This is a genomic window from Clostridium fungisolvens, from assembly GCF_014193895.1.
GTDB classification, from domain to species: Bacteria; Bacillota; Clostridia; order Clostridiales; family Clostridiaceae; genus Clostridium_AR; species Clostridium_AR fungisolvens.
The window spans coordinates 2,137,283-2,150,681 of sequence record NZ_BLZR01000001.1 but is presented as its reverse complement, the minus strand read 5'-3'; the positions used below and the strand labels follow the sequence as shown (position 1 = coordinate 2,150,681).

Sequence of the window (13,399 nt, the reverse complement as noted above, 5' to 3'; positions counted from 1 at the left end):
ATTTTCATTAGTAAACTTTAAAAAAGTAGCTGAAGCGATCTTCTTCAGTGAACCTTTCGTTTATCTGCCTTTCCAAATGCATATGATTAAAGGTAGATAATATTCTTCTTTTTTATTTTTCTATTATATCTCGAACTGGTTTTCTCTACAATAAGTATTGAATCTAAAAAATTTGGTTAACATTTTATGAATTTCCACATTTTCTGCTCAACAATAGTGTTTACAATACGAAAATAATATTAAATAAAATTGAAAGTAGGTGAAAGTATATGGATGTCAGTAGTATTATGAGTACATATAATATGTCTTCCTTATGGAATTCAATAAATTCAAGTGATTCAATGTATGAAAGCAGTAGCATGCTCATCAGTAATGTGGATTCTGCAGTTAAAGGAAATTATGAAGAATCTACGTATTCGGGAAAAAGTCCCACTTCACAATTAGATGATCTTTATAAAAAAGTTGAACCAACTTACGGAATTCCTTTAAGCTATGATAGTTCTGGTAACTTATCAATACCAACTGATACTAACTCTTTAAATAATATCCCGGCTGATACTAATTCAAATATCTTACCTCTTCTAGAAACTGGTGACTCTACCTCAGAATTATCGACTATTAATATCTTGAATCAGTATAATGGAATTGAAAATGGAACGTATACCTCGAATACTTCAACTATTTTATCTTCTAATCCATATAATTTGTATTCTAATATTGAATCTTTATCAAATAATAAAGGTCAGGGATCTGGTAACAATTTTGACTTTAGTGTCTAAAAAGTTTAACATTAAAAAGACTATAATTTCTACTTAAATATTAGAAATTATAGTCTTTTTAAATTTAATCCTCATCCAAATATGGAATAATTATTGTAAAAATAGTTCCCATACCAACCTTACTCTCTATTTGAATCCTTCCTTTATGTTCTTTAATAATTTGATAGCATGCATTAAGACCAAGACCAGTGCCTGTTTTCTTAGTTGTGAAGAAAGGTGTTCCTATCTTTTTAATTATATCTTCACTCATACCTTTGCCATTATCCTCTATTTTTATATATACTTCCTTAGCTTGTTCATTATATCCTGTACTTATAAGTAATTTAGGATTTGAGACCTGTTCCAAAGCCTCAACTGCATTCTTGCAAATATTCAGTATTACTTGTTTGATTTGTGTTTCATCGCACAATATATACCTCTCGTCATAATCTAGCTTCAAAGACACTTGCACTTTACTCATTAATGATGAAGTTTCTATAGTGCTTTTCATTGATGAAATCAAATCATAAAATGCTACTTCTTCTAATTCAGTTTCTCTTGGTTTTGATAAGTTTAAAAAGTCACTTATAATTCTGTTTACCTCATCAGTATCCGAATTTATCTTATTAGCAAACCTTTTGATTCTTTCGTTATCAGTATATAACTGTATCAATTGGCTATTTCCTTTTATAGTGGTCAAAAAATTTCTTGTTTCATGAACAATGGTAGCTCCCATCTGCCCTAGCAACGCCAATTTTTCTTGATTTATCAATTTTATTTGATTCTCTTTCATCTTAGATACATCTTGTACAACTATCATTAGTCCAATAATCTCATTATAAATATTCTTTATTATTGAAGTATTTATCTGTATATTTTTTTCATTTCCTTTTGGAGTCACAATAATACAGTCGATTTTGTCAGCTTTAAAATTAATTGGACAAAATATTTTGCGAAATTCATTATTATTCAATTTAAGAATATTATTCAGTGCATATATGTTCATTTTATTTATATCCTCATACTCAACTTCTACTAAATCAGCAAAATAATTATTGCATGCAATTATATCTCCATTATAATCAATTATCATTGTAGGTACTGATATAGAATTTAATATAGTTTGTGCCTGCAAATTCAGATTTTCGATTTGTTGTTCTTGTTTTATATCATTTGTAATAACAAGAACTCCGCCTTTAATCTTATGAGCATTAATTAGAACTTTTATTTCTTTGTTATGTGAATCTAAATAAGTTCTAATTATATTTTTAGTATTCTCTTCATTATTATTTACTCGATATGGTAAGGAATTTTCATAATTATTTCCTACCTTACGTAAAATCTTTGATATTTCTTCATCACCCAAACCTATAATATTTTCTTTTGAATATTTGAAAAGTTCCTCAAATTTTTTATTAACAAAATCAATTTTATTATTTAAATTATAAGTATGAATAGGTATTGGTATTGCATTAAGAATATCGGATAATCTTTGATTATTTTCATTTATTTTATCATAAGGATAATTAATCAAACTTTGAAACACTGCCTTATAAAGATAATAATAGCTACATATCTTCAAAACATGACCATATACCACCCAAATAGAATCAGGACTTTTGAAAAGTGTAAAACACACCTCTGAAGGAATTATCAAAAGTATTGATATATAAAGAAACTTAAAATTAATCAATTGCTTTGTAACGAGATTATTTTTCAATCTATATAAAGTTAACGCAGCTACTAAAATTACAAAATACTCTATAATTATTTTTAAAAGTGTAATTCCATTTATAGTATAGAATGAAGGTATAAATCCTTTATTTATCTGCAATATATAAAATAGAAAAAATATAATTACTAAGGTTTTAAGCATAGCGATATATTTATTACCATTTTTCTTATATGGTACATATGAAAATATCAATAAAGTAATTACTTCTATAATTCTTGCTATCAACCAATATTTTAAAGACGCATCACTATTGGCAACATTTTGTAAAATCATATATTTATAAAAATAAGTATGAACCACATCCATTATTGAAACTATCAAGTATCCAAAACCTAATATATAGTTTATACTTTCTTCCGAACTATGTCTGTTCCATATTATTAAAAAAGTAGATACTCCCATAAAAACACTTAATAATTCAAGAGTCGTATGTACCAATTCTTTATCCCATGACCAAAATTTATAGAATATCCCTATAGATATAATAAGGGATATAAATAATACAACTATAAATGTAATTATTATATTTATACTTATTTTCTGATTAGTATCCTTATTGACTAACTCGTATTTATTGTTCAACACAACTATATCCCCCCTTTAAGTCAGATATAAATATCAGAAAATTCTATGTTAACCCTCTCAGCTTTATCTTTATTCGCTATCCATATATCCAAATATTCATCTGAATTTAATATTACGTTTTCATTTTCAATATTTTTTAGAGGAAGTATAATATCGAATTGTGTAAACTTTCCATATTCACTTGTAACACTAATTGTTCCACCATGCATCTTTATCAAAGCCCTAGCTAGAGACAATCCAATTCCTGCACCTTCGCTTATTCTAGATAGTGACTTGTCCACTTGAATAAATCTCTCAAAGATTAAACCTAGTTTGTCTTTTGGAATACCAATCCCTGTATCCCTTACGCTTATTTTCACTCTATCCCCAAGGTCGTGGACTCCTACATCTATTTTCCCTCCAGGTTTAGTAAATTTTACAGCATTTGAAAGTAAGCTTAACACTACTTTCTCTATCTTATCATCATCACACCCAATTATCTTTTCTTCAATATCAGTATCAAATATGATTTGGATGTTTTTTTCTTTCATATAACACGCAACAGATTGTGTTATATCTTCAACTATTTTTACAATATTGTGGTTGTGAAAATTTAACCCATAATATCCAGAATCTATTTTCGTTATATCCAATAAATTATTTATAAGTCTTAGCAATCTGTAGCAGTTTTGCTTCATAACATTAGAATATTTCTTTATATCCATTATTTTAGGATTTGTATCATCAACAACATATAATTCTATAAGCTGTAAAGAACTTAGTAATATATTTAAGGGAGTTCTCAATTCGTGAGAAATATTCGAAAAAAACTCAGTTTTTAATCTGTCATACTCTAAAGTTTTCTCTAATAGCAATTTGTTTTCTTCAGCTTTCTTTTTCTCTGTAATATCTCTAACGGTAGAAATAATATTTACTTTTTGATTGTGTGAAAATCTCACTGATATAACCTCAACATCAATTAAATCACCTTGCTTTGTAATAAATTTATATTCAATTGGTGGCAACACCATATTGCAAGCTAAAAGAGAATTTAATCTTTCAGTAACAACCTCTTGAAACTCTTTACTTGCAACTTTACTTAATTTCTGCCCGACCAATTCATTTGCACTGTCATAACCCAGTATTTTAACATAAGAATCGCTGACAAAAGAAAATCTTTTTGCATCATGTATGCTTATTCCTATAGGTAATATATCAATCAAATTTTTATACAGTTCTCTGCTTTCATGAAGTTCAACTTCCAATCGTTTTCTCTCTGATATATCTCTAATAGTGGTCACAACTCCTTTTGATCCTTTTACAGTATAAGGGAATGAAGCTGCTTCCACTATCAGTACCTCATTATCTTTTCTAATAACTTTTTGCTCTTCAAAATATACTGATTTCAATTTATTGTATAGTATATCTTTTCTATTCTTAATATGATAAACATCATCAGGGTGAGTATAAGGCATCATACTTTTACCTTTTATATCTTCAAAATCTTCAACACCTAACAATCTTAAGCCTTCTTTATTGACCTTCTCAAATTTTCCATCAACCGTTATATATATGCTAACAGGGAGATTTTCAAGAATATCATTATATCTTTCACCACGATTTTTAATGGCTTCATATTTTCTTTTCTCTTTACTTACGTCCCTTATATCTACAAATAGAAAAGTACTATCTTCAAATCTTTCAGCTTTACATTTTAGTTCTATATAAATTTCATTTCCTCTAGGACTTTTGATTTTGTATTCACCATCTTCTATAGTTAAACGTTTTTTCATCTGATTAATAGATACTTTGTTATTTTCTTTTCCAATCAATTCATTGATTGATGTTCCCAATATCCAATCATAATCACACTCTATTATTTCAAGCAGTGGTTCGTTAACGTAAACTATCTTATTATTCTTTTGAACTATAATTGCACTAGGTATATAATTAAAACTATTAAAATCGAAATCTAATATTTTATTACTTTTTTCTTCGTCCTCAAATTTAATATTGTCAACAGCTGTTGTTTCAAACATCCGACCAGTTCCTCCACATGATAGAAAAATTTTCATATTTTACTATAATTCTTCATACTTTATGAAATCCCTCTTCTTTCCGACATTTAATTGTATATTTTTCATATAATTACAACACAATATACTATTATGTTAATAACCATGTAATTTACTCTAGTTAGTATACTTTAATAAGGTTTTGAATGTTATAAAACCCCTAAAGACTTATCTAACATGTCTTCAGAGGTTTTTTCATTAATTTCTAATTCTATTTTTCATTTTTATAAAACTTTCCTGGATTACCAAACTCAAAATACCCATCTGCTACTATTGCAAAATGTGCCTTTGCTATTCCTAAATCAATTAAATCAAAGACGTAAGTATTCTCAATGCCAGCTGTTATATTACCTTCATTATAATTAAACCTAACCTTTTGAGTGTTCTTAGCAGAAGGTGCTTTCTGCACAGCTTTTATTCCTTCTGAAAACCACTTAGGAACTTCTCCAACTGCTGTGTAAAATTCCTCTACTGCTTTTGTTTTTCCATGTGCTGCTTTATATATGAGTTTTTCCTTTATAGTTTGGGTTTCTTCAACATTTCCGATTGGTATAACGCAAACTAAAATTTCATCATTTCTCAGTTTACCAATTGGAGTTTTCTTATCGAAAGAACCCCCAACCCAACAAGTTCCTAAATCTAATTTAGTTGCCTCAAGCACTAAAAGTTCACCATAATATCCTAACTTCTCACTTAAATGAGGGTCATCGACTTTCCCAATCAGAGCCAATATACTCTTAACACCTGAAAACATTCCATAGCTCTTTCTTAATCCATTGAATGCCTGACTTCCATCTTCAATTAATTGTATTGATATACTGCCTTCTTCATTATATTTAGATATAAGACTTTCGATTTTTTCAATCTTATCCTTTGCTATTGGTGTAGACAAATAACTTCTACGAGATTTTCTTTTTTCTATTGCTTCTAAAATGTCCATTTAAACTCTCCTAAATTTGGTTATACTTCTAATTAAATTAATCATAATTATGCTTTCCATTTATGTCAATAAAAAAGTCAATCAAGTAGGTTTAAATTTAAGTTTCACTATCATTTTATATATTTTCCAACAAACTCTTTAACTTTATTCTTATATGCATCCGGAGCTTTAGTTAAGGATAAACCATGCTCTGCACCTTCAACAACCAGTATGTCTTTATCACTTTTACAAGCATTATATAAACTGTACACCATACTTGTAGGTACAAAAACGTCATCAGAACCATGAATAAAAAGCATAGGTATTTGGGTCTTTTCAACTTGCTTTAGAGCCGATGCTTCACTAAAGTTATACCCAGCTTTAATCTGAGTTAGTAAGCTTGTGGATTGAATAATAGGAAACTCTGGCAAGTCATACATTCTTTTAAGTTGATAAGCTAATTCATCTTCCACAGATGTGTATCCGCAATCCTCTACAATGACTTTAACCTGTTTAGGTAATTCTTCACCACTTACCATCATAACAGTAGCGCCACCCATGGACACACCATGAAGAACAATCTGGGCATCTTTTCCTACTTCCTCCAATACAAAATCAGTCCATTTCAAATAATCCAACCGATCCACCCATCCAAAGCCAATATAGTTACCTTCGCTAACCCCGTGTCCACGATCATCCGGCATTAACACATTGTAGCCTAGATCATAGTAAATCTTTGCAAAGTCCCCCATTGATTTACCTCTCCCACCATAACCATGAGCTAGAATTGCAGTTTTGCTAGTCTTATTCTTAGCCTTAATATAATAACCAACAAGTTTAAGACCATCAAAGCTCTTTATACTTACTGTTTCATAACCAATTTCATTTATCCATCTTTCACTTCCACTAACTTTAGGTTTAGTATCAGTATTTGATACTGGCATATCTTCACTTGTTGATAAAAAAGCCTTATTATTTCTTGCTATTGCTAAATCATAAAAAAATGAACTTACAAAGATATCACCTATCATTAACAATACAAGAAAAATAGAAATAATTATTAATCCATATTTTTTCTTCATACTATTAATTCCTCCAAAGGATGTAACTATATAATTTACTATGATACTTCATTATACGATAAAACATTATAGAATGAGCTTTTAATTTTAAGTTATCTATCTTTGCTTAAAATATACTTATGCTTCTTGCATATCAAAAAGCTGCACCAAAATTTTTGATACAGCTTCTTTTATTTTTTAATATATTATATATAAATTATTAATCTTCTAGAACCAATAAATCTTCATCCTCATCTTCATCTTTATTTAGATGTTTTAAATCTTTCCACAACCAAATTCCAGTTAAAACTGCCGCAGAAAAATCAGCTAAAGGTCCTGCATAAAGAACTCCATCTAATCCAAACATTTTAGATAATATTAAGATTGCTGGTATAAGTATCAGTACCTGTCTAGATAAAGTTAAAAACATAGCAGGCTTCATCTTACTAACCGCTTGGAAGTAATTAGCTCCAATAATCTGAAATCCAGTAACCGGTAAACATAAAAAGAATATAAATAGTGCATGTGTTCCGAACTTAATTAATTCTTCATCTGAAGCAAATATACCAATAAATTGATTTGGAAACAATCTAGTTAATACAAAACCAATAACTACAATAATTGTAGCTCCTGATATTGCTAACTTCAAAGTTTCTTTTATACGATCATATTTTTTAGCTCCATAATTGTATCCTATTATTGGTTGAGAACCTTGGCTAACCCCTATTACTGGCATTAACATCAAAGTTTGAATACTATTAATAATTCCCATTCCAGAAATAGCTAAGTCCCCACCATATACAATAAGAGTTTTGTTCAAAATAACATTTAGTAAGCTATTTGATAATTGCATTGCAAAAGGTGGTGTACCTATGGTTAAAATTTTTCTTACTATTCTCGAATCTAACCTTAGGTTTTTTGATCTAAGTTTAAGTGAACTCTTTCCCATAAGAAAATATGACATTATCCAAGTACTTGACACTACTTGAGCTAAAGAAGTAGCTAGACCTGCTCCTACCATTCCCCATCTGAATATAAATATAAATATCGGTGCTAATATTGCATTAATTAAAGCACTTATAAGCATTGTAAGCATTGCTATCTTTGGATTTCCATCAGCTCGAATAAAGTTATTCATACCAAAGCCAAGTGTACCAAAAATCATTCCTACAAGAATTACTTTAACATAATCTCTTGCATATGGTAATACAGCTTCACTTGCACCAAAAGCCTTTAGTAAAGGATCAAGAAATATCAATCCTAAAATTGTTAAAACAATAGAAATAACAACCAGTAAAGTAACAGCATTACCCATAATCTTTTCAGCTTCTTCTTTTTTTCCTTCCCCTAAACGAATTGATACTAAAGAAGTTGCTCCAATTCCTATAAGCATACCAAAAGCCATCATTATTATTTGAATAGGAAATCCAATTGTTATTCCCGCGATTCCAAGCTCATTTACCCCATGACCTATTACAGCTCTGTCAATAACATTGTACATTGCATTTACAAGCATACCTATAATAGCTGGTGCTGAAAAAGTAACAAGGAGTTTTGAAATTTTCTCTTCCCCTAATCTGTTTGTTTTGTCCATAATTACACTCCTCTACGAATTATTTTATTTTCATTAAAATCTCTCTTAATCCTGCAACTGAAGCTGATAGTGTCATTAAATCTGCTTCGCTTAAATCTGATACTTTTTGTTTTAAAAACTCTTGCACTTTATATCTTTTGTTATCCAGGAAATCTTCTCCGACACTTGTAAGTTTGATAAAAGTGTATCTTCTATCCTTGTCATCAACGAATCTTTCTATATAGCTTTTATCTATTAATTTTTGAACAAGAGGTGTAAGATTTGCTTTACAAATCCCCAAGTGTTTCCCAATTTCTGATATGCATATGCTTCCTTTTTCTTTTACCATAAAAAGTATAGTCATATGAGTTCCTGTTAGGTCATTTTCTTTTTCTTTTTCCTCTTTATCAAAAGGCTTCACTAATTTAGTTTTAAGCAAAGGAAATGCCCAATATAGATTTTCAATCATTTCATCATATATCTGTTTATCCATTTATGCCTCCATAAAAAAGATACAATTAAATATTAGTTATGTTTATATAATAGTTATATTTTCATAACTATTATAGTATATGTTCTTCCTTCTAAAGTGTCAACTATGTTTGATTAAATAGTTAGTTCTCTAACTACATTTTCTAATTTAGAAAAACTTTATATTTTCGTATATAGAAAAAAGTTGGAGCTTTTAATTCTCCAACTTCTATAAAAAATTACTTAGTTTTAATTTTATATAAGCTATATTATTTTTTCTTCTTACCATTCCCTTTACCTTTGTGCTGATTATAATTAGTTTGTTGACTATCTGGAGTTTGCTTATTAACAATATTATCAGTTGTTTGATTTTGCAGTTTGTTATCATTAGTTGTATCTCCTGAATTATCATTTTGTACTTGATCATTAGTTTCTTTTGTCTCTTCAGGTACACTTTGCACTGCATTTTCAACACTAGATTTATTTATTCCATTATCACCATTATTACCTGCACCACTTTCTCTTAAAAGATACATTGAAGCAAATAATAAAATTAATAAGAAAGGTATAATTAAAAAAATCTTTTTTATCTTAAATCTTTTCTTTACCTTTTTGATTTTTCCCTTTGAACTATTTAAAAGAACTGTCTTTTCATATTCTTCATGATTTGATAATTCAATAATTTCTTTTTTTAGATCACAAACAGAAGAATATCTATCTTTAATTTCAGGCTGTACACATTTCTTTATTATTCTTATAACATCTTTATCTATACACTTATCGTAATTTTCATCAAATAATGGTTCTGCACCACTAAACGGAACTTTACCCGTAAGCATAAAATACATAACCATCCCCATGCCATAAATATCTGTTTGTCTGCAGGATTGTGCCAATCCATGTTGCTCTGGTGCAGCATATCCACTTGATCCCATACATATTGTATCACTATCGCTATCTACTTTATAAATTTTTGATATACCAAAATCCACAAGAAAAACTTTTCCTGTTGGATTTATTATTATATTAGATGGTTTCAAATCTCTATAAATTATTGGTGGATTAAGACTATGCAAATAATCTATTATTTCACTAATTTCAAGAATAATAATTTTAACGGTTTCTAGTTTAATATCTTGATTATCCTTTATATATTCAAATAAAGTTTTTCCTTCTACATAATCTTCTACTAAATAAAAATAGTTCCTTTCATAAAATATATCAATTATCCTAGGAATTCCAGGATGATTCAGGTTCTTTAGTATATTACACTCTGATAAAATATCTATATTTAGCTCATCACATTTTTCTGTTTCTTTGATCGCCCAAAAGTTGTCCAGACGTATGTTTTTGCATAAATAAACCGTGCCCATACCTCCAGAACCAATTATTTTTATAACTTCATATTTTTCATCTAAAATATGTCCAACTTCAAGCATAGTTACCCCCATTTACTGATGTTTCAAAGTTTCGCCTAGTATTTTATACGTATCTATTCTCTATTTTATGGGGGTACCACTACTTTTTATTATTAAATTTTTCTAATTTTAAGATGATCTAGCTACTGTATATGCTACTATATAAGAGTGAGTCACGTAATACAATTTAAGTTTTCTCCATATAATATTATTAATTTTTCACAAATTAATATCAAACTCTATTTTATAGTTTAGTAACTATACTCCATAGTTTGATTTAAATATTATATAATGTTAAACTATTAATATATAGATAAACTACTTCCTATTGAAACTTATCCAAAAGGAGTGATAATCAAATGCAAAAAAGAAATTTAACCAAAGAGAAAATAATTGAAGTTGCTTTTTCATTAGCAGATGAAATTGGACTAAATCAAGTTACTTTTCAAAAAATTGCTGAAAAACTGGGTATAAAGTACCCCTCATTATATAATCATTTTGCTAATATGGATAACTTAAGAAAAGAAATGACTGTATATCTTTTAAATAGATTAAACTTAAAACTTATGCAAACATTGATAGGTAAAAGCGGTGAAGATGCTATTAGAAAGTTTGCCTATGTATATAGAGATTTCGCTTTTGAAAATAGAACAGGTTATTGGCTATTCATGAATATCCCTAGTACAGCTGATGAAGAATTAACACGCTTAGCTAAGGACACAACAGCTATTATTCATCAGATTTTAGTTCATTATATTAAAGATGAAACAATTATAGTTCATAAAAGCAGGGCATTAAGAAGTTTATTACATGGTTTTGTTTCTTCACATTCTCTTGGGTATTTTCAAGGTGCTGTAGACGTGAATGATAGTTTCAAACTTATGATAGATGATTTTATTACATCACTATCAAAGTGAGTTTACTGGCTAAATTAGGCAAGAATAAAAGTTAATATTTTGGTAAATAGTACAAACGCTAAAGAACTCCTCTTAGCGTTTTTTTAGTTCACCTCTACTCAAACGCAAGGCAATAATACCAATTAAATTACATTGTATAATAAAAATATACTTGATATAATTAGTTACATAATAATAATTATCATTTACAACGGAGGAAATATGAGAAAACACATTAGCACTAAATTAGTATTAATTGTAATAGGATTAATTGTTACAACCTTAGTTGCAATTGGGGTACCAAGCTACTTTGTAATTGTCGGTGAATCTAACAAAGTATTATCTGAACAAATGATGGAGAGAGTTATGTGCGCTTGGGATGTTGCCTCTGGATTAGATAAAACTGCAACTGATCAAGAAAGCGCAAAAGATGCATTCAATAAATATATTGTAAGTCGTACAGTTGGCCAAAACGGTAATGGCTTTGTTGTAAATTCAAAAGGTGTTGTTGTTTATAACAATGACAAAAGCCTCGTAGGCACAAACCTCCTTGGTCAATCTCAAATTAAAGAAATGGTTGATAATATATCCAACTTTACAATGCAAGAATATGGGATGTCTCAGGTTAAACAAGTATCATATACTCAAGATGGAAAATCTAAATTTGCATACTATACATACTATAAACCATGGGATATGATCATTGCTTTAAATGGAAACACAGCTGAATTCCAAGGAGCAAAAGTAAAAGCAATGCAGGTATTATTTGAGGTTGGAGCTATAACATTGATACTATCAATATTAATAGTTTTACTTGTAGTTAGAAGATCTACTAAACCAATAATAAATATTGCTAAAGCCATGGAAGAAGTTGAAAATGGAAACCTAGTAATAAATCCTGTTATAGTTCAAAGTGAAGATGAGATTGCATCTCTTGCTAATGGATTTAATAACATGCTATCAAACCTTAAGGAACTAACTACTAATATAAAGAAGAGTGCTGTTATTCTTGACAAATCACTACAAGAAACATCTAAAGAAGTGAATGAAAGTAAGACTTCATATAATGATATATCTACAGCAATAAATGAAATAGCTATTTCTAATCAATCACTTGCACAAGATATAGATAAAGGAAGTACTTCAATTAAACAAATATATACTTCAGCTAACAATACAAATAACTCTGCTAAGGCCATACAAAAAATAGCAGCTAGCACACAACAGGAAATCCAAAAAGGTAGCCAAATAACAACTGTTTTAGGACAGACTTCAGAAACTACTCATAAGGATTTCACAAAAGTTGTAGAAGATGTTAAAGCTCTCAAGGAGCAATCGGAAAAAATAAATCAAGTTACAAATATAATAAGAGCAATTTCTAACCAAACAAACCTTCTCTCTCTTAATGCTTCAATAGAAGCATCTAGAGCTGGTGAAGCGGGAAAAGGGTTTTCAGTGGTGGCGCAAGAGATAAAAAAATTATCTGAACAGTCTTCAGAACAAACTAAGGCTATATCAGAAGTAATAAATGATATCCAGAAAAATATAGACAATATAGCCAATAATGTTGATATGACACGAAATGTGATATCAGATCAGACAAGAGCAGTAAAAGATGCAGAAAAGGTATTTATCTCTATAGAAAATGCTACTTCAGAAATGTTCCAAAATATTGAGTTCCTTTCAGATCAAATCAGTGAAATTGAAGCTAGTACATCTGTAACCGTTAGTGTAATAGAGGGCATTTCAGCAGTAAGTGAGGAAACTTCCGCAAGTTCTGAAGAGGTTACCGCATTAACAGAAATTCAAAATAAAAATATTAATGATATTATGGAAAATATGAAAGAATTAAAAAGTCTTTCAACTAATTTATCAGCTGCAGTAAAGAACTTCAAAACAGAGTAATTTGTAAAATCTATTTTTATAATT

10 protein-coding genes are annotated in these 13,399 nt (G+C 29.0%); 3 read left to right on the top strand and 7 right to left on the bottom strand.

The window, feature by feature from the left end; genetic code table 11:
* Positions 1-269: 269 nt before the first annotated feature.
* Entirely contained in the window at positions 270-779 is a 510-nt protein-coding gene (locus bsdtw1_RS09095) for a hypothetical protein (RefSeq protein ID WP_183277260.1), read from the top strand.
* A 64-nt stretch (positions 780-843) separates the two neighbouring features.
* On the opposite strand, the gene bsdtw1_RS09090 is transcribed toward bsdtw1_RS09095, so the two are convergent.
* From bsdtw1_RS09090 to bsdtw1_RS09060, 7 genes are all read right to left on the bottom strand, one after another.
* The gene (locus bsdtw1_RS09090; RefSeq protein WP_183277259.1) at positions 844-3,078 is read right to left on the bottom strand and encodes an MASE3 domain-containing protein; all 2,235 of its coding nucleotides are present in this window, start codon (positions 3,076-3,078) and stop codon (positions 844-846) included.
* A 20-nt stretch (positions 3,079-3,098) separates the two neighbouring features.
* Positions 3,099-5,096, bottom strand: a complete 1,998-nt coding sequence (locus bsdtw1_RS09085) for a PAS domain-containing sensor histidine kinase (protein ID WP_183277258.1) — start codon at positions 5,094-5,096, stop codon at positions 3,099-3,101.
* A 247-nt stretch (positions 5,097-5,343) separates the two neighbouring features.
* Positions 5,344-6,072 (bottom strand): nitroreductase family protein, encoded by a 729-nt coding sequence (locus bsdtw1_RS09080; RefSeq protein ID WP_183277257.1) that lies wholly within the window; start codon positions 6,070-6,072, stop codon positions 5,344-5,346.
* A gap of 110 nt (positions 6,073-6,182) precedes the next feature.
* Entirely contained in the window at positions 6,183-7,133 is a 951-nt protein-coding gene (locus bsdtw1_RS09075) for an alpha/beta hydrolase (protein WP_183277256.1), read from the bottom strand.
* Positions 7,134-7,332: 199 nt separating this feature from the next.
* Entirely contained in the window at positions 7,333-8,706 is a 1,374-nt protein-coding gene (locus bsdtw1_RS09070) for an MATE family efflux transporter (RefSeq protein ID WP_183277255.1), read from the bottom strand.
* Positions 8,707-8,725: 19 nt separating this feature from the next.
* A complete protein-coding gene (locus tag bsdtw1_RS09065) occupies positions 8,726-9,178 on the bottom strand; it encodes a MarR family winged helix-turn-helix transcriptional regulator (protein ID WP_183277254.1) in 453 nt (150 codons plus the stop codon).
* 247 nt (positions 9,179-9,425) lie between these two features.
* Entirely contained in the window at positions 9,426-10,595 is a 1,170-nt protein-coding gene (locus bsdtw1_RS09060; protein ID WP_183277253.1) for a serine/threonine-protein kinase, read from the bottom strand.
* Between the two features lie 338 nt (positions 10,596-10,933).
* Between bsdtw1_RS09060 and bsdtw1_RS09055 the strand changes: the two genes are divergently transcribed.
* Together bsdtw1_RS09055 and bsdtw1_RS09050 are read left to right on the top strand one after the other, a co-directional pair.
* Positions 10,934-11,491 carry a TetR/AcrR family transcriptional regulator gene (locus tag bsdtw1_RS09055; RefSeq protein WP_183277252.1) on the top strand — a complete coding sequence of 186 codons (558 nt, stop codon included), beginning with the start codon at positions 10,934-10,936 and terminating at the stop codon, positions 11,489-11,491.
* 201 nt (positions 11,492-11,692) lie between these two features.
* Entirely contained in the window at positions 11,693-13,375 is a 1,683-nt protein-coding gene (locus bsdtw1_RS09050; protein WP_183277251.1) for a methyl-accepting chemotaxis protein, read from the top strand.
* Positions 13,376-13,399: the final 24 nt, after the last annotated feature.

Coding starts and splice junctions, on each gene's coding strand:
- bsdtw1_RS09065 (WP_183277254.1), bottom strand. CDS start 9,178: ATGGATAAACAGATATATGATGAAATGATTGAAAATCTATATTGGGCA.
- bsdtw1_RS09095 (WP_183277260.1), top strand. CDS start 270: ATGGATGTCAGTAGTATTATGAGTACATATAATATGTCTTCCTTATGG.
- bsdtw1_RS09085 (WP_183277258.1), bottom strand. CDS start 5,096: ATGTTTGAAACAACAGCTGTTGACAATATTAAATTTGAGGACGAAGAA.
- bsdtw1_RS09060 (WP_183277253.1), bottom strand. CDS start 10,595: ATGCTTGAAGTTGGACATATTTTAGATGAAAAATATGAAGTTATAAAA.
- bsdtw1_RS09055 (WP_183277252.1), top strand. CDS start 10,934: ATGCAAAAAAGAAATTTAACCAAAGAGAAAATAATTGAAGTTGCTTTT.
- bsdtw1_RS09050 (WP_183277251.1), top strand. CDS start 11,693: ATGAGAAAACACATTAGCACTAAATTAGTATTAATTGTAATAGGATTA.
- bsdtw1_RS09070 (WP_183277255.1), bottom strand. CDS start 8,706: ATGGACAAAACAAACAGATTAGGGGAAGAGAAAATTTCAAAACTCCTT.
- bsdtw1_RS09080 (WP_183277257.1), bottom strand. CDS start 6,072: ATGGACATTTTAGAAGCAATAGAAAAAAGAAAATCTCGTAGAAGTTAT.
- bsdtw1_RS09075 (WP_183277256.1), bottom strand. CDS start 7,133: ATGAAGAAAAAATATGGATTAATAATTATTTCTATTTTTCTTGTATTG.